General features: G+C 62.2%; 15 protein-coding genes. 10 read left to right on the top strand and 5 right to left on the bottom strand.

What is annotated here, in order from left to right:
* Nucleotides 1-74: 74 nt before the first annotated feature.
* The 3 genes from BFQ01_RS21145 to aspA form a co-directional block, all read right to left on the bottom strand.
* Nucleotides 75-1,052: an asparaginase gene (locus BFQ01_RS21145; RefSeq protein ID WP_065926755.1), complete on the bottom strand. Its 978-nt coding sequence runs from the start codon at nt 1,050-1,052 to the stop codon at nt 75-77.
* 77 nt (nt 1,053-1,129) lie between these two features.
* Nucleotides 1,130-2,575, bottom strand: coding sequence for an alanine/glycine:cation symporter family protein (locus BFQ01_RS21140; RefSeq protein ID WP_065926754.1), 1,446 nt, complete (start codon nt 2,573-2,575; stop codon nt 1,130-1,132).
* A 414-nt stretch (nt 2,576-2,989) separates the two neighbouring features.
* A complete protein-coding gene (gene aspA / locus BFQ01_RS21135; RefSeq protein WP_025854459.1) occupies nt 2,990-4,414 on the bottom strand; it encodes an aspartate ammonia-lyase in 1,425 nt (474 codons plus the stop codon).
* A gap of 182 nt (nt 4,415-4,596) precedes the next feature.
* Between aspA and BFQ01_RS21130 the strand changes: the two genes are divergently transcribed.
* From BFQ01_RS21130 to BFQ01_RS21110, 5 genes are all read left to right on the top strand, one after another.
* Nucleotides 4,597-5,505: a LysR substrate-binding domain-containing protein gene (locus BFQ01_RS21130; protein WP_065926753.1), complete on the top strand. Its 909-nt coding sequence runs from the start codon at nt 4,597-4,599 to the stop codon at nt 5,503-5,505.
* A gap of 263 nt (nt 5,506-5,768) precedes the next feature.
* Entirely contained in the window at nt 5,769-6,260 is a 492-nt protein-coding gene (gene purE / locus BFQ01_RS21125) for a 5-(carboxyamino)imidazole ribonucleotide mutase (RefSeq protein WP_003176980.1), read from the top strand.
* A gap of 11 nt (nt 6,261-6,271) precedes the next feature.
* Entirely contained in the window at nt 6,272-7,357 is a 1,086-nt protein-coding gene (locus tag BFQ01_RS21120) for a 5-(carboxyamino)imidazole ribonucleotide synthase (protein WP_065926752.1), read from the top strand.
* A 104-nt stretch (nt 7,358-7,461) separates the two neighbouring features.
* Nucleotides 7,462-7,707, top strand: a complete 246-nt coding sequence (locus tag BFQ01_RS21115) for a GlsB/YeaQ/YmgE family stress response membrane protein (protein ID WP_065926751.1) — start codon at nt 7,462-7,464, stop codon at nt 7,705-7,707.
* Between the two features lie 77 nt (nt 7,708-7,784).
* Nucleotides 7,785-8,321, top strand: a complete 537-nt coding sequence (locus BFQ01_RS21110) for a DUF3299 domain-containing protein (protein WP_027608241.1) — start codon at nt 7,785-7,787, stop codon at nt 8,319-8,321.
* A 57-nt stretch (nt 8,322-8,378) separates the two neighbouring features.
* Here BFQ01_RS21110 and BFQ01_RS21105 read toward each other — a convergent pair whose 3' ends face one another.
* Nucleotides 8,379-9,278 carry a D-hexose-6-phosphate mutarotase gene (locus tag BFQ01_RS21105; protein WP_065926750.1) on the bottom strand — a complete coding sequence of 300 codons (900 nt, stop codon included), beginning with the start codon at nt 9,276-9,278 and terminating at the stop codon, nt 8,379-8,381.
* A gap of 57 nt (nt 9,279-9,335) precedes the next feature.
* Nucleotides 9,336-9,740 carry an acyl-CoA thioesterase gene (locus tag BFQ01_RS21100; protein ID WP_003176975.1) on the bottom strand — a complete coding sequence of 135 codons (405 nt, stop codon included), beginning with the start codon at nt 9,738-9,740 and terminating at the stop codon, nt 9,336-9,338.
* Nucleotides 9,741-10,149: 409 nt separating this feature from the next.
* Between BFQ01_RS21100 and BFQ01_RS21090 the strand changes: the two genes are divergently transcribed.
* From BFQ01_RS21090 to pstB, 5 genes are all read left to right on the top strand, one after another.
* On the top strand, nt 10,150-11,439 hold the full coding sequence (locus tag BFQ01_RS21090; RefSeq protein ID WP_027608244.1) for an MFS transporter: 1,290 nt from the start codon (nt 10,150-10,152) through the stop codon (nt 11,437-11,439).
* Between the two features lie 267 nt (nt 11,440-11,706).
* Nucleotides 11,707-12,693, top strand: coding sequence for a phosphate ABC transporter substrate-binding protein PstS (locus BFQ01_RS21085; protein ID WP_016978637.1), 987 nt, complete (start codon nt 11,707-11,709; stop codon nt 12,691-12,693).
* Nucleotides 12,694-13,077: 384 nt separating this feature from the next.
* Complete coding sequence (locus BFQ01_RS21080) at nt 13,078-15,111, top strand: ABC transporter permease subunit (protein WP_174562752.1); 2,034 nt, start codon at nt 13,078-13,080, stop codon at nt 15,109-15,111.
* A gap of 15 nt (nt 15,112-15,126) precedes the next feature.
* On the top strand, nt 15,127-16,797 hold the full coding sequence (gene pstA / locus BFQ01_RS21075; RefSeq protein WP_065926747.1) for a phosphate ABC transporter permease PstA: 1,671 nt from the start codon (nt 15,127-15,129) through the stop codon (nt 16,795-16,797).
* A 93-nt stretch (nt 16,798-16,890) separates the two neighbouring features.
* Nucleotides 16,891-17,724, top strand: a complete 834-nt coding sequence (pstB, locus tag BFQ01_RS21070; protein WP_027608247.1) for a phosphate ABC transporter ATP-binding protein PstB — start codon at nt 16,891-16,893, stop codon at nt 17,722-17,724.
* Nucleotides 17,725-17,738: the final 14 nt, after the last annotated feature.

The raw sequence follows: 17,738 nt of genomic DNA, 5'->3' as shown, positions 1-17,738 counted from the left end.
GTTCGCTCGGGTGTTCCATGCTAGGGGCCGGCCAGCCAGGGAAGGGGGTGACTATCTACAGTGCGGCGGTGGGGTCAGCTCAGTTCGCCGCACAGGTCCAGCTCTACCAGTCGCCGGACTTCGGCGATGGACAGCCCGGCCCCGAGCAACGCGTTGAGCTTGCCGAATACCGCTTCACGGGTCATGCCGCCACCTGACAACACGCCCACGCCGCGCAGGCGGCTGCCGGCTTCGTACACATCCAGTTCCACGCCGCCTTCATGGCATTGGGTGATTGCCACGACCACGATGCTGTTTTCTTCGGCGCGCTGGAGGCTGGCAAGAAACTCAGGGTTATCGCTGGGCCCGGTGCCGCTGCCGAAGCATTCAAGCACCAGTGCCTGGATGCCACTGCCGAGCAGTGCGTCCAATTGTGCTGCGGCGATGCCCGGTACCAGCGGCAATACGCCGACATTGGCCAGGGCCTTCGGCTGGCGGTAATCCAGCGCGGCGGGCAGCGCTTCGGCTTGGGCCACACCGCCGTTGCGCTGCAGCGCGGCGAACGGATGGCGACCAAAGCTGCGGATCTTCGCGCAGCGGGTCGGGGCCATCAGCGCGCCGTGGAAGTACAGGTGCACGCCGGGCGCCAGGCCCTCGCCCAACGCCAGCAGGGCTCCGCTGACGTTTTCCCAGGCATCGCTGTCGGGGACGCCGGCAGGCAACATCGAGCCGGTGAACACCACCGGCGCCGGCAAGCCCAACAGCTGGAAGCTCATCGCCGCCGCGCTGTAGGCCAGGGTGTCGGTGCCGTGCAGGATCAGCACGGCATCGCAACCGTCATCCACGGCCTCGACCACGGCGGTGCGCAGGCGCTGCCAGTAGGCGGGGGTCATGTTGGCGCTGTCGATCAGCGGGGACATTTCCCGGAAGCGCCAGGCGGGTACTGACACGTTGGCGAGCTGTTCGCGCATGCGCGCTTCAAAACCGGATGCGGGCGCCAGGCCATTGGCGCTGGCCTGCATGCCGATGGTGCCACCGGTGTAGAGCACCATGAGGTTATTGGCTGGGGACATCGAAGATTCTCCTGAACGAAAAACGCCGCCGGGCCCAGAGCATGCCCAAGGCCGGGCGGCGTGTCATCTGTCTACGCTCAGCGTTGCACTTGAGCGTTCAGTTCTGCCGATGCGGCAACGTCCGGTTTTGCCGGGTTGGCCGGCCAGGCCTTGCGGTCCAGGTCCAGGTCTGGGAACTGGCTGGAGTCGAACACCGGGGTCTTGATGCCTGCCGCGCGCTGGTTGTCGTAGTCGTTCAGGATGCGCATGGCAATCTTGAAGAGGAACGCCAGGGCGAACAGGTTGACGAACGCCAGCAGGGTCATGGTGATGTCGGCGAAGGCGAACACGGTGCTCAGGTTCTCGATCGAACCCCAGAAAATCAGCACCAGCACCAGCGCGCGATAACCCATCAGCACCTTGCGGTTGTTGCCCACCAGGAAGCGCAGGTTGCTCTCGCCCAGGTAGTAGTTGTACATGATCGAGGTAAACACGAACAACGCCAGGGCCACCGAGATAAACATGCGGCCCCAGTCACCCACCACAGCGGCCAGGGAGTTCTGGGTCAGGGCAATGCCGTCGCCTTCGAAGCCTGGGGTGTAGAAACCGGAGAGCAGGATCAGCAACGCGGTGCAGGTGCAGATCACGAAGGTGTCGAGGAACACGCTGAACGCCTGGACCACGCCTTGGGCGATCGGGTGTTCAACCGACGCTACCGCCGCCACGTTCGGCGCACTGCCCAAGCCGGCTTCGTTGGCGAACACGCCGCGCTTGACGCCCATGATGATCGCGCTGCCCACCAGGCCACCGAAGGCTTGGTCGAGGCCGAAGGCGCTTTTGACGATGGTCGCGAGCATGGCCGGTACGTGGTCGAATTGCAGCACGATCACATACAGGGTCACGGCGATGTAGACCAGGGTCTTGACTGGCACCAGCAGGTCGGCGATCGAGGCGATGCGCTTGATCCCGCCGATGAACACCAGGCCCAGCAATACCGCCAGGGCCAGGCCGGTGTAGGTGGTGTCCAGGCCAAACGCGTTGTTCAGCGAGTGGGTCACGGCGTGGGCTTGCAGGCCGTTGAAGGCAAAGCCGAAGGTCACCAGCAGCAGGAACGCCATGACCATCCCCAGCCAGCGCTTGTGCAGGCCGTGCTGGATGTAATAGGCCGGGCCGCCACGGTAGGTGCCTTCAGCGTCGGTGCGCTTATAGAGCTGGCCGAGGGAGCACTCGATAAAGCTCGAAGACATGCCCACCAGCGCGGTGACCCACATCCAGAACACGGCACCGGGACCACCCAGGGTCACGGCAATGCCGACACCGGCGATGTTACCGGCACCGACGCGGCCGGCCAGGCTGAGCATCAGCGCCTGGAACGAGCTGAGTTGGTCGGAGCTGTTTTTCAGGCTGTCGCGAAACACCGAAAACATGTGGAAAAAGTGACGCAATTGAACGAAACGCGAGCGGATCGTGAAATAACCGCCGAGCCCGACAATGAGCACGATCAGTACTTTCCCTGAGAGGAAGTCGTTGATGACTTCGAGCATGGAGTGTTCCTCGCTGATTTTTCTAATGGCAAACGCAGGACGGTCCTACCCCTCGCATAGCACCAGGCAGTGCGCGACGGTTCGACCCCAATCCTTTTGCGGGTGTTGTTATTCATGCGCTATCGCGTGTATCCGGGCTCGTTACCGACGGCCGCAGACGCGAAGAGGGGCGGCACTATACCTAGGCGAACGTGATCCGTCTGCTCGGGCTGATTAAAGGTTTGTAGGAGCGAGCTTGCTCGCGAAGGTCGTGAACGATGAAGTTGGCTGTCTGGACGGTTGCGGTCTCCTTGCGTTTTTCGCGAGCAAGCTCGCTCCTACAAGCAAAAAAAAGGGCCTGAAGAACGAGCCTTCAGGCCCTCAAAAGGTGAGAGGTGTCTAGTCCCTCAACCTGGTGAGCGGTGCAACAAACGCTTAGGCCTTCAACGGGACCAGGCGTGGGGCAATCATGTTTTCGGGGCGCAGGATGTCGTCGAGCATGGCGTCGTCGAGCAAGCCTTCTTCGCGCACCAGTTCCAGCACGCCGCGGCCGCTTTCGAGGGCGATACGCGCAATGCGGGTGGCGTTTTCATAGCCGATGTACGGGTTCAGCGCGGTGACCAGGCCGATGGAGTGTTCCACCAGTTCGCGGCAGCGGGCTTCGTTGGCGGTGATGCCGACGATGCAGTGCTCGCGCAGCATGTCCATGGCGCGTTGCAGCAGGCGGATCGAGTCGAAGATCTTGAAGGCGATCAGCGGCTCCATCACGTTCAGTTGCAGCTGGCCGCCTTCGGCCGCCATCGTCAGGGCCAGGTCGTTGCCGATGACTTGAAACGCGACTTGGTTGACGGCTTCCGGGATCACCGGGTTGACCTTGCCGGGCATGATCGAGCTGCCTGGCTGGCGCGCCGGCAGGTTGATCTCGTTGATGCCGGTACGTGGGCCGCTGGACAGCAGGCGCAGGTCGTTGCAGATCTTCGACAGTTTCACCGCGGTACGCTTGAGCATGCCGGAGAACAGTACGAAGGCGCCCATGTCGGAGGTGGCTTCGATCAGGTCGGCAGCCGGGACCACTGGCTGGCCGCTGATAACGGCCAGGCGTTGTACGGCCAGGGCCTGGTAGCGCGGGTCGGCGTTGATGCCGGTACCGATGGCGGTGCCGCCCAGGTTCACTTCGGTCAGCAGTTCTGGCGCCAGGGTTTTCAGGCGGGCCAGGTCTTCACCGAGGGTGGTGGCGAAGGCGCGGAATTCCTGGCCGAGGGTCATCGGCACGGCGTCCTGCAATTGGGTGCGGCCCATTTTCAGCACGTGGCTGAATTCGACGCCCTTGGCGGCGAACGCCTGGATCAGGCTGTCGAGGCTGGCCAGCAGCGCGTCGTGGCCCAGCAGCAGGCCCAGGCGGATCGCGGTCGGGTAGGCGTCGTTGGTCGACTGCGCCATGTTCACGTCGTTGTTGGGGTGCAGGTACTGGTATTCGCCCTTGTTGTGGCCCATGGCCTCCAACGCGATGTTGGCGATGACTTCGTTGGCATTCATGTTGGTTGAAGTGCCGGCGCCGCCTTGAATCATGTCCACCACGAATTCTTCGTGGAAATCGCCGCGGATCAGGCGGGCACAGGCTTCGCTGATGGCCGCGTGCTTGGCTTCGCTGAGCTGGCCCAGCTCGCGGTTGGCGTCAGCCGCCGCTTGCTTGACCATTGCCAGGCCGACCACCAATTTCGGGTAATGCGAAATCGGAACGCCCGAGAGGCGGAAGTTATTCACCGCTCGCAGGGTCTGGATGCCGTAATACGCTTGGGCAGGTACTTCGAGTACGCCAAGCAGGTCTTTTTCTGTGCGGAATGATGCAGCGGAGGACATGACGGAAATCATCTCGATATGGACCCGGAACAGGCCGGAACGCTGCGAATGCTAGGCCTGTAGGAAATTTTGGGCCAATGCTGTTAAACACTGGCCTATGCATAAACGGCATAATGTGAGTGTGACCCGGCTATCATGGCGGGCGTGTGTGCCAAAATGGTGCGTATCCGTGGGAGGCAGTGATGAACCTTGAGAGCAAATGGCTGGAAGACTTCAGCGCCCTGGCGGCGACTCGCAGCTTTTCCCAGGCGGCGGAGCGGCGCTTTGTCACCCAGCCGGCGTTCAGCCGACGTATCCGCAGCCTTGAGGCCGCATTGGGCCTGACCCTGGTCAACCGCTCGCGCACGCCGGTTGAGCTGACGGCGGCGGGGCAGTTGTTCCTGGTCACCGCGCGTACCGTGGTCGAGCAGCTCGGCGAAGTGCTGCGCCATTTGCATCACCTGGAAGGCGGGCAGGGCGAAGTCATGCAGGTGGCCGCGGCCCACTCCCTGGCGTTGGGTTTCTTTCCGCGCTGGATCGCGCAACTGCGCAACGACGGCCTGAACATCGCCACGCGGCTGGTGGCCACCAACGTCGGCGATGCGGTGCATGCCCTGCGCGAAGGCGGCTGCGACCTGATGCTGGCGTTCTACGACCCGGATGCGGCGATGCAAATGGACGCCGAAATCTTCCCCTCACTGCACCTGGGCAACACCGAAATGCTCCCGGTATGCGCCGCCGACGCCGACGGCAAGCCGCTGTTCGACCTCGAAGGCGAGGGCAGTGTGCCGTTGCTGGCCTACAGCGCCGGGGCGTTCCTCGGCCGTTCGGTGCACCTGTTGCTGCGCCAGCGCGCGCTGCGCTTTACCACGGTGTACGAAACCGCCATGGCCGACAGCCTCAAAAGCATGGCCCTGGAAGGCCTGGGCATCGCCTGGGTGCCGCAACTGAGCGTGCGTGCCGAACTGGCCCGCGGTGAGTTGGTGGTGTGCGGCGGGCCGCAATGGCATGTGCCGCTGGAAATTCGTCTGTATCGCTGCGCGCTGGTGCGCAAGGCGAATGTGCGGTTGTTGTGGCGCAAGTTGGAAGGTGGCGCGGCGCAAAGTACCTGAGCCTAATCTCGGGCCGAGTGCAGAGTAAATGTGGGAGGGGGCTTGTGGTGATTTGGCTGACTTGAAAGTCAATAAAACCGCCACTTTGCCCCGCTAGACAGATGGTCATCCCAGGGGCTGTTTATCTGGATTATTACGGTATACTGCGCGGCCTTCGGCCGGTCCAACCGGCCACATTTCGTACAACAAGCCACGCCGGATTTCCCGCGTGGCTTGTTGTTTTTTGACGCGCCTGCGGGCGCCCAGAGAGAAGAGGCACGACGATGAGTGCATTGGTTGGCGTGATCATGGGCTCCAAGTCCGATTGGTCCACCCTTAGCCACACCGCCGATATGCTGGAAAAACTCGGCATTCCGTATGAAGTGAAAGTGGTCTCTGCCCACCGCACCCCGGATTTGCTGTTCCAGTATGCCGATGAAGCAGAATCCCGTGGCATCGAGGTGATCATTGCCGGTGCCGGTGGTGCCGCACACCTGCCGGGCATGTGTGCGGCCAAGACCCACCTGCCGGTGCTTGGCGTACCGGTGCAGTCGGCAATGCTCTCGGGCGTGGATTCGCTGTTGTCCATCGTGCAGATGCCGGCCGGTATCCCGGTGGCCACCCTGGCGATCGGCAAGGCCGGCGCGATCAACGCAGCCCTGCTGTCCGCCAGCATCCTGGGCGCCAAGCACCCGCAGTTCCACGCGGTGCTGAAGAAATTCCGCGCCGAGCAGACAGACAGCGTGCTGGACAATCCAGACCCACGTATCGCCTGAGGGTGTTGACGATGAAAATCGGTGTAATCGGTGGCGGCCAACTGGGCCGTATGCTGGCCTTGGCGGGCACCCCGCTGGGGATGAACTTCGCTTTCCTGGATCCTGCGCCGGACGCCTGTGCGGCAGCCTTGGGTGAACACCTGCGCGCTGACTACAGCGACCCGGACCACCTGCGCCAACTGGCCGACGAAGTCGACCTGGTGACGTTCGAGTTTGAAAGCGTCCCGGCCGAAACCGTGGCCTTCCTGTCGCAGTTCGTACCGGTGTACCCGAGCGCCGAAGCCTTGCGCATTGCCCGTGACCGCTGGTTCGAGAAGAGCATGTTCAAGGACCTCGGCATTCCGACCCCAGCCTTCGCCGATATCCAGTCCCAGGCGGACCTGGACGCCGCCGTCGCCAGCATTGGCCTGCCAGCCGTGCTCAAAACCCGCACCCTGGGCTACGACGGCAAGGGCCAGAAAGTCCTGCGCACCGCCGCCGATGTGGTCGGCACCTTCGCCGAACTGGGCAGCGTCGCCTGCCTGCTGGAAGGCTTCGTGCCGTTCACCGGCGAAGTCTCGTTGATCGCCGTGCGTGCCCGGGATGGTGAGACCCGCTTCTACCCGTTGGTGCACAACACCCACGACAGCGGCATCCTCAAGCTGTCCGTGGCCAGCACCGATCACCCGTTGCAGGCCCTGGCCGAAGACTATTCCAGCCGCGTGCTCAAGCAGCTGGATTACGTCGGTGTGATGGCGTTCGAGTTCTTTGAAGTCGACGGCGGCCTCAAGGCCAACGAAATCGCCCCGCGTGTGCATAACTCCGGGCACTGGACCACCGAAGGCGCCGAGTGCAGCCAGTTCGAAAACCACCTGCGCGCTGTCGCGGGCTTGCCATTGGGCTCCACGGCCAAGGTCGGTGAGAGCGCGATGCTCAACTTTATCGGCGTGGTACCGCCGGTGGAGCGCGTGATCGCCATCCAAGACTGCCACCTGCATCACTACGGCAAGGCCTTCAAGGCCGGGCGCAAGGTCGGCCACGCCAACCTGCGCTGCAAGGACCGCGCAACGCTGCAAGCGCAGATCCTCAAGGTCGAAGCGCTGATCGCCGAGCAATAACCCGGGGATCGGCGGGAACCATTGGTTATCGCCGTCCTCTGATTGCAGGATGCCAAAGCCTGTCTAGGCTTTGGCATAGCTCACTTCATTCAGAGGGAAATGCCATGGGTATCATCGGAACCATCTTTATCGGCTTGATCGTCGGCCTGTTGGCGCGTTTCCTCAAGCCCGGCGACGACAGCATGGGCTGGATCATGACCATCCTGCTGGGTATCGCCGGTTCCCTGGCCGCGACCTACGGTGGCCAGGCACTGGGTATCTACCAGGCGGGTCAAGGCGCAGGCTTTATCGGCGCACTGGTCGGCGCCATTGTGCTGCTGGTGCTCTACGGCCTGATCAAAAAGAAGTAATCAGCCGACAAAGTCCTCTGCGCTGCGCAGGCGCAGAGGGCTAGAATGCTCGCCACTTGTACTTGCCGAGCCTCTCCATGCGCCGTCTCCTGTTGACTCTCCTTCTGCTGGGCTCTGGCCTGGCCCACGCCGGTGAATTGCCGGAAACCGACTGGCTCGACCTGATGCCGCTGTCGGACCAGAAGGCCCTCGAGGCCATGCCCGAGATCGACCACAACTCCCCCGAAGCCCAAGGCACGTTCACCGACAAAGGTGGCCTGAAGCAGAGCAAAGGCTTGCCGGCGGTGATGTATTCGACCAAGACCGTGGCTGCCATGAACGGCAGGAACATCCGCATCGGCGGCTACCCGGTGCCGTTGGAAACCGACGCCAAAGGCCGCAGCACCCTGTTCTTCCTGGTGCCATACCCGGGCGCCTGCATCCACGTGCCGCCACCGCCGCCTAACCAGTTGGTGCTGGTGCGTTATCCCAAGGGTTTGAAGCTGGATGATATCTACACGCCGCTGTGGGTGACCGGCACGTTGAAGGTGGAGACGGTGAATAACGATTTGGCCGACGCCGCCTATGCGCTGGATGCGGGCAAGGTGCGGGTCGTAAAGGAATCCGATCTATAAGCTTACGCTGAACCCAATGTGGGGGGCGGTGTGCCCCTCCCACATTTTCGATTGGGTTTACAGGGCGATAGCGGTGATGCTCACGCCCAGCGTGTGGCTTTCACCTGGGGCCAGGCTCACCACATCATCCAGCACATTCGCCGTCTCGATGCACAGCATGCCCTGCCAGCCATCATCGGCCATGTCGTCGAAGGCTTTGGCGCGTTCGGTCCAGGGGTTCCAGATCACGGTGGATTTCGAGCCTTGGCTGGTGAGCTGGATGCGACGCTGCCAGTCCTGATCGAGGATGCTCAGCGACGGGGGCGTATCGAGGTAGATGCGGTCGGTCTCGGCAGTGAAGTGCAGCAGGCCGGACTGGGTTTTCTCGCTCCAGCCATCGGCGGTATCGATGTATACCGAGCCGTCCAGGCCTTCGACCTGCACGTTGCGTACGTCGCTCACGGCGAAATAGGTGTGCAGCGCCTGGCTGAGCGTGACAGTGTCGTTGCCACGGTTGTGGCTGGTCAGGCGGATGTGCAGTTGGTTGTCCAGCAGCAGGCTCAGGCTCAGGTCGACCTGATGGGGCCAGCCGGGGAAGCCGCCTGCAGGAACCGGTAGTTGCAGGTCCACCCGCAGCGCTTCACCTTCAAGGGTGGTCCCGGCCAATGCCCAGGTCGCGGTACGCACGAAACCGTGAGCGCCCGCAGGCTGATCACTTTGGCGCATCGCCTTTACGCTGGGCGGGTTGCGGTCGAACACCCCAAACCAGGGCCAGCACACCGGGACGCCGGTACGAATGCCCTTGCCCTTCTTGAACACCGCCTCAGGGTTCGGCCAGATCAGCGGCTGCTCGCCTTCGCGGCCGTAACTGAAGATATGCGCGCCCTGCTGGGCGATCATCAGTTCGGCGCCGTTATGGCGGATGCGCCAGCAGTCCAGTTCGTCGACTTTCACGGTCTCAACGTGGGGCGTAGGCATAACAGGCACTCTCAATGGCAGGCAATGGGGCAATTGACCGTCAAAACCCCGCGAGGTTTAACGCGCGCGCGATGGCACCGAGCGTGTGCGGCCGCTGCCATCGATAGCGACGAACACAAACACCGCCTCGGTGACCTTGCGCCATTCGCTGGACAGCGGGTCGTCGCTCCACACTTCGACCATCATCTGGATCGAGCTGCGGCCGATTTCCAGGGCCTGGGTATAGAAGGACAATTGCGCGCCCACTGCCACCGGCACCAGGAACGCCATGCGGTCAATGGCCACGGTGGCCACACGCCCGCCCGCGACCTTGCTGGCCATGGCGGTACCGGCGAGGTCCATCTGCGCGACCAGCCAGCCGCCGAAAATATCGCCAAAACCGTTGGTTTCACGCGGGAGCGCGGTGATTTGCAGGGCGAGATCGCCTTGCGGGATAGGATCTTCTTGTTCGAGTTCGATCATGCCGGGGGGCCTCTGACCCGTGACGCTTTTATAGGTGGAGCAAGGTGGATAGCCGACTGTTAGAAAAACGTTTCAGCACAAACATACTCCGTTCGATACGTTTCTCGTAAGGCGTGCTAAAGGGAAACTCTGCCAAATCGGCTGGATGGCACCCAACGGCGTTTTGGCGCAGCAGCCCCTCAAGCCTGGGGTTCTTGCGCTTGCAAGGGCCGAGTATATCGAGACCCTGGCGCCACGACGACCTCCCGACGCTCATTTGGTCGGTAAATAGCCGCTGTATCGCGGCTTTTGCGCGCAACTGTTCTCCTGGCGCTGTGCTTTTACAAGCGATTTGCTATCTTGCCAGACCCGCCGCCAGTCCCGGGCGTGCCGTCCTTATCAAGCTGACTACTATAAGAGAAGCCTTGCCATGTCCTCCGTGCCCGCAAGCAGTGCGCAACCGTCGCGCCCGCTGACCCGCAACGACTACAAAACCCTGTCGCTGTCTGCCTTGGGCGGGGCGCTGGAGTTTTATGACTTCATCATTTTCGTGTTTTTCGCCACCGTGGTCGGAAAACTGTTCTTCCCTGTCGATATGCCCGAATGGCTGCGCATGATGCAGACCTTCGGCATCTTCGCCGCCGGTTACCTGGCACGCCCGCTGGGCGGCATCATCATGGCGCACTTCGGTGACCTGCTGGGCCGCAAGAAGATGTTCACCCTGAGCATCTTCATGATGGCGGTGCCGACCCTGATCATGGGCCTGCTGCCGACCTACGCGCAGATCGGCCTGTGGGCGCCGGTCCTGTTGCTGTTGATGCGCATCATCCAGGGCGCAGCGATTGGCGGCGAAGTCCCGGGCGCCTGGGTGTTCGTGTCCGAACACGTACCGCCGCGCCACATTGGTTACGCCTGCGGCACCCTGACCAGCGGCCTGACCGCCGGTATCCTGCTGGGTTCGCTGGTGGCCACTGCCATCAACACTATTTACAGCCCGGAGCAGGTCTCGGATTACGCCTGGCGCATTCCTTTCCTGCTCGGTGGCGTGTTCGGCCTGCTGTCGGTGTACCTGCGCCGCTGGCTGCATGAAACGCCGATCTTCGCCGAGATGCAGCAACGCAAGACCCTGGCCGCCGAGCTGCCATTGCGTGCCGTGCTGCGCGACCACCGTGGTGCCATCGTATTGTCGATGCTGCTGACCTGGCTGTTGTCGGCCGGCGTCGTGGTGGTCATCCTGATGACCCCGACCGTGTTGCAGACCATCTACCACTTCAGCCCGACTGTTGCGCTGCAAGCCAATAGCCTGGCCATCGTGACTTTGAGCCTTGGCTGCATTGCCTCCGGCGCCCTGGCTGACCGTTTTGGTGCCGGGCGTGTACTGGTAAGCGGTTGCGCATTGCTGCTGGCGACCTCCTGGACGCTGTACCACAGCCTCATGACCCACCCGGACTGGCTGTTCCCGCTGTACGCCTTGACCGGCCTGTTCGTCGGCACCATTGGCGTGGTGCCTTACGTGATGGTGAAAGCCTTCCCGCCCGTGGTGCGCTTCAGTGGCCTGTCGTTTTCCTACAACGTGGCCTACGCCGTGTTCGGCGGGCTGACGCCGCTGGCGGTGTCGCTGCTGATGAAGGAAAGCCCGATGGGCCCGGCTTACTACGTGGCTGTCCTGTGTGTGATGGGGATGGTGGTGGGTGGGTATCTGTGGAAGCGCGGGCGGTAACCCCGTTTAGCGCTTTTACCGGTAACCATGTGGCGAGGGAGCAAGCTCCCTCGCCACATGCCTTGCGTTTTATAACAATTACAGCTTGTTTCCAAGAAGTCGCTTAGTCGCTCTAACCTCCTCGTACGTCCCGACCTTCTCTCCTTTTGTTGTGTGATCTCCAATGCTGGCCTTTCATCCAATTGTCATATTTCAGACATAGAGTGTTCACACGGCCTCTCGATACTTGGCCCCGATCCAACTATCCCTATCTGCTAGGAGCAAGGCATGAAACTGAAACGTTTGATGGCGGCAATGACTTTTGTCGCTGCTGGCGTTGCGACCGCCAACGCGGTGGCCGCAGGTGTTGATCCGGCAATCCCGGCTTACGTCAAGACCACTGGTGTGTCGGGCAACTTGTCCAGCGTCGGTTCCGATACCCTGGCCAACCTGATGACCCTGTGGGCCGAGGGTTACAAAAAGGAATACCCGAACGTCAACATCCAGATTCAAGCTGCCGGCTCCGCCACCGCGCCACCTGCGCTGACTGAAGGCACCTCCAACCTGGGCCCGATGAGCCGCAAGATGAAGGACACCGAACTGGCGGCCTTCGAGCAGAAGTACGGCTACAAGCCAACCGCTATCCCGGTTGCCGTGGATGCCCTGGCCGTGTTCGTGCACAAGGACAACCCGATCCAGCACCTGACCATGGAACAAGTCGACGCGATCTTCTCCTCGACTCGCCTGTGTGGTGGCAAAGCCGATGTGAAAACCTGGGGTGACCTGGGTGTGACCGGCGACCTGGCCAACAAGCCAGTGCAACTGTTCGGCCGTAACTCGGTATCCGGCACCTACGGCTACTTCAAGGAAGAAGCCCTGTGCAAAGGCGACTACAAGCCTAACGTGAACGAACAACCCGGCTCGGCTTCGGTCGTGCAGTCGATCAGCTCTTCGCTGAACGGCATCGGTTACTCGGGCATCGGCTACAAGACCGCCAGTGTGAAGACCGTGGCCCTGGCCAAGAAAGGCAGCACTGACTTCATCGAAGACAGCGAAGAAAACGCCCTGAACGGCAAATACCCGCTGTCGCGTTTCCTCTACGTTTACGTCAACAAAGCCCCGAACAAGCCTCTGGCCCCGCTGGAAGCCGAGTTCGTGAAACTGGTTCTGTCCAAACAGGGCCAGGAAGTTGTCGTCAAGGACGGCTACATCCCACTGCCAGCCAAGGTTGCCGCCAAGGCCCTGGCTGACCTGGGTCTGAAAGAAGGCAACTGATTGCCTCTGCGGGGCCGGAATACCGGCCCCGCATCCGAATTTTCTAGTCCGCTGCCAGCCCTGCTTCGCGGCGGATTTGTTGCGTCACTGCACTGTCATCTTTCTGTCATACAGGATCGCTAGGGTGTGCGCATGAATGATCTGGCCAATTCCACCATGACGACAACTTCTCCCCCCAAGCGCATTGATTTCAATACGCCTGAGCTGCAACGCAAGCGCCGTATTCGCGCGCTCAAGGATCGCCTGACCCGTTGGTATGTGCTGGTGGGCGGCCTCGCCGTTCTGGGTGCGATCACCCTGATTTTCTTTTTCCTCGCCTACGTGGTCGCGCCACTGTTCCAAGGCGCCTCGCTGACCAAGGAAGACGCACTGACGCCCGCCTGGATGCAGGACGCCGGCAAGCCGTTGTTGATCTCCCTGGAAGAGCAGAACCAGGTCGCCATGCGGGTTTCCGACAAGGGCCAGGCGCTGTTCTTTGACGTCACGAGCGGTGCCGAACTCAAGCGTGTCGACCTGCCGCTTGCGCCCGGCGTGAGCGTGGCTTCCATCGGTGAAGACCAGCCGGGCAGCCCGCTGGTGATCCTCGGTTTGTCCAATGGCCAGTCCCTGGTGTTCCGTCACACCTATAAGGTGTCGTACCCGGACGGCAAGAAGACCATCACGCCTGCGATTGAATACCCCTACGGTGAAACGCCGATCGTGCTCGACGATGCCGGCCGCCCGTTGGAGCATGTCGCCCTCAACGCCACCGATTCGTCGCTGGTGGTGGCAGGCTCGGCCGGTTCGCACTTGAACGTGCTGACCCTGAGCCGCGAAGAAAACATGATGACCGGTGAAGTCACCAGCGAGCAGAAGCGTGTCGAGCTGCCGCAAATGACCGAGCCGGTGAAGGCGATCTTCATCGATCCGCGCCAGCAATGGCTGTACGTGATCAACGGCCGCGCCCTGGCGGATGTGTTCAGCCTGCGCGACAAGAGCCTCAACGGTCGCTACAAATTACTGGAAGATGGCACTGCCGAAGTCACCGCCAGCACCCAGTTGGTGGGCGGCATCTCGCTGATCGTCGGTAACTCCAAAGGCGGCCTGGCCCAGTGGTTCATGGCCCGTGACCCGGATGGCGAGCAGCGCTTCAAGCAGATCCGTACCTTCCAGATGGGCACCGCGCCCATCGTGGAAATCACCGCCGAAGAGCGGCGCAAAGGCTTTACCGCCCTCGACGCTTCCGGCAAGTTCGGCGTGTTCCACAGCACCGCCCACCGCACCCTGCTGGTGGATCCGGTGGTCGACGGCCAGGGCGTGTTTGGTATGTCGCCGCGCGCCAACCGCGTGATCGTCGAAGCCGGCGGCAAGCTGCAGCCGCTGCTGCTGGACAACCCGCACCCGGAAGTGTCCTGGAGCGCGTTGTGGAGCAAGGTCTGGTACGAAAACTACGACGAACCTAAGTACGTCTGGCAATCGACCGCCGCCAACACCGACTTCGAACCCAAGATGAGCCTGGCGCCATTGACCTTCGGTACCCTGAAGGCGGCGTTCTACGCCATGCTGCTGGCGGCGCCACTGGCCGTTGCCGCGGCGATCTACACCGCTTACTTCATGGCCCCGAGCCTGCGCCGCAAGGTCAAGCCGGTGATCGAACTGATGGAAGCCATGCCGACGGTGATCCTCGGCTTCTTCGCCGGCCTGTTCCTGGCGCCGTATGTCGAAGGGCATCTGCCGGGGATCTTCAGCCTGCTGATGCTGTTGCCGATTGGCATCCTGGTGGCCGGGTTTGTCTTCAGTCGCCTGCCCGAGTCGATTCGCCTGCGGGTTCCCGACGGTTGGGAAAGCGCAATCCTGATCCCGGTGATCCTGTTCGTGGGCTGGCTCTCGCTGTACATGAGCCCGTACCTGGAAACCTGGTTCTTCGGCGGCGACATGCGCATGTGGATCTCCCACGACCTGGGCATTACCTACGACCAGCGCAACGCCCTGGTGGTCGGCTTGGCCATGGGCTTTGCGGTGATCCCGAACATCTACTCCATCGCCGAAGACGCCGTGTTCAGCGTACCGCGCGGCCTGACCCTGGGTTCCCTGGCCCTGGGCGCCACGCCGTGGCAGACCATGACCCGCGTAGTGATCCTGACCGCCAGCCCGGGCATCTTCTCGGCGCTGATGATCGGCATGGGCCGCGCCGTGGGCGAGACCATGATCGTGCTGATGGCCACCGGTAACACGCCGGTGATGGAGATGAACCTGTTCGAAGGCCTGCGCACCCTGGCGGCCAACGTCGCGGTGGAAATGCCCGAGTCGGAAGTCGGCGGCAGTCACTACCGCGTGTTGTTCCTCTCGGCGCTGGTGCTGCTGCTGTTCACCTTCATCATGAACACCCTCGCCGAGCTGATTCGTCAGCGTCTGCGCAAGAAATACTCGTCGCTTTAAGAAAGGTAGAAGTCTGTGAAACAGAACTCCCTGAATGGATGGTTCAAGAGCGGCGCTCCGGGCGTCTGGATCAGCGGTGGCGCGGTGTCCATCGCGGTCATCATGACCATTGGTTTGCTGGCCGTGATTGCCGTGCGTGGCCTGGGCCACTTCTGGCCGGCCGACCTGATCCAGGCCAACTACAACGTGCCGGGCCAGGAAAACCATATCGTCATCGGCGAAGTGGTGCAGAAAGAAGAAGTGCCGCGCGAGCGCCTGAAAAGCGCGGGCCTGCCGGTGCCCGATGCGGGCCCGGAGTTCATGACCCGCGAGCTGATCAAGGTCGGCAACCGCGATCTGAACGGCAACGACTTCACCTGGATTGTCGGCGAATGGTTGAAGGACCAGAGCACGCCGAAGAACCTGATGACCATCGAACGTCGTGAGTGGGGCAACTTCTACGGCACTCTGGTCAACGTCAAGCAGGATGGCAAGGTCATCGCTGAAGGCGAGGCCGCGTGGCCGGAGCTGCAAGCCCGCGTGGACCGCGTGAACAAGCTAGCGGCCCAGCTCAAGACCCTGGAGAAGTCCGACATCGGCGCGATCAACGCCGGCCTCGAGCGCATCCGCCTGCATGGCCGCAAACTGGAGCTGGAAGGCAAGCTCGACGCGGCCGCCCAGGCCGACATGGATGCCGACCGCGCCGAGCTGAACGCTCGCTACCAGGACATCGAAGCGCGCCTGGCCGACCTGCACGCCCAGTTCAACCGTGACGCCTTGACCGCTCGCGATGGCAACGGCAAGGAAATTGAAATCGGCATCGGCAAGGTGGTGCACGCCTACCAGCCGAACGCCATGGGGACCGTGACCAAGATCGGTTTCTATGTCAGCAAGGTGTGGGAATTCCTCAGTGATGACCCGCGGGAGGCCAACACCGAAGGCGGGATCTTCCCGGCGATCTTCGGCACCGTGATGATGACCCTGATCATGGCGATGATCGTGACCCCGTTCGGCGTGCTGGCGGCGGTGTACCTGCGTGAATACGCCAAGCAGAACACCCTGACGCGCATCATCCGCATCGCCGTGAACAACCTGGCGGGTGTACCGGCCATCGTCTACGGCGTGTTCGGCCTGGGTTTCTTCGTGTATGTATTGGGTGGCTCGGTCGACCGTCTGTTCTTCGCCGAAGCGCTGCCGGCACCGACCTTCGGTACACCGGGCCTGCTCTGGGCCTCGCTGACCCTGGCGCTGCTGGCGGTACCGGTGGTGATCGTGGCCACCGAAGAAGGCCTGGCACGGATTCCGCGTACGGTGCGTGAAGGCTCCCTGGCGCTGGGCGCGACCAAGGCGGAAACGCTGTGGAAGATCGTGCTGCCGATGGCCAGCCCGGCGATGATGACCGGCATGATCCTCGCCGTGGCCCGCGCCGCCGGTGAAGTGGCGCCGCTGATGCTGGTCGGCGTGGTGAAACTCGCCCCGTCGCTGCCGCTGGACGGCAACTACCCGTACCTGCACCTGGACCAGAAGATCATGCACCTGGGCTTCCATATCTATGACGTCGGCTTTCAGAGCCCTAACGTTGAGGCCGCACGGCCGCTGGTGTACGCCACCGCCTTGCTGCTGGTGCTGGTGATCGCCACGCTCAACCTGTCGGCGGTGTGGATTCGTAACCACCTGCGCGAGAAGTACAAGGCGCTGGACAGCTAAAGCTATTCGCCACAAGCGGCAAGCTACAAGCCGCTTTTGCTCAAATCTTGCGGCTTGCAGCTAAAAGCGTGCAGCTACGAACGGAGTGAGACCATGCAACACGACACCCATTCCCACGGCATCAACATGTCTGCCCTGGGTCGCGACAAACAGAGCCTGAGCCTGGCCCAGGAAACCGTGGCCATCGAAGTACCGGGCCTGAGCCTGTACTACGGTGACAAGCAGGCACTGTTCGACGTCAGCATGAACATCCCCAAGCAGCGCGTGACCGCCTTTATCGGCCCGTCGGGCTGCGGCAAGTCCACGCTGCTGCGTACCTTCAACCGCATGAACGACCTGGTGGACGGTTGCCGCGTGGACGGGGCCATCAACCTCTACGGCACCAACATCTACCGCAAGGGCGAAGACGTGGCCGAACTGCGTCGCCGTGTGGGCATGGTGTTCCAGAAGCCTAACCCGTTCCCCAAGACCATCTACGAAAACGTGGTCTACGGCCTGCGCATCCAGGGCATCAACAAGAAGCGCATCCTCGACGAAGCCGTTGAGTGGGCCCTTAAAGGCGCGGCGCTGTGGGACGAGGTCAAGGACCGCCTGCACGAGTCGGCACTCGGCCTGTCCGGCGGACAGCAGCAACGTCTGGTGATCGCGCGCACCATCGCCGTGGAGCCGGAAGTGCTGCTGCTCGACGAACCGTGCTCGGCACTCGACCCGATCTCGACGCTGAAAGTCGAAGAACTGATCTACGAGCTCAAGTCCAAGTTCACCATCGTTATCGTGACCCACAACATGCAACAGGCGGCGCGGGTTTCCGACTACACCGCGTTCATGTACATGGGCAAGCTGGTGGAGTTCGGCGATACCGACACCCTGTTCACCAATCCGGCGAAGAAGCAGACCGAAGACTACATCACCGGTCGCTACGGCTAGGAAGCTGTGGTTCT

This window comes from Pseudomonas sp. 8 R 14, assembly GCF_900005955.1.
In the GTDB taxonomy this organism is placed as follows: Bacteria; Pseudomonadota; Gammaproteobacteria; order Pseudomonadales; family Pseudomonadaceae; genus Aquipseudomonas; species Aquipseudomonas marginalis.
The sequence above is the reverse complement of the archived record's forward strand: the minus strand, read 5'-3'. Positions and strand labels throughout refer to the sequence as shown.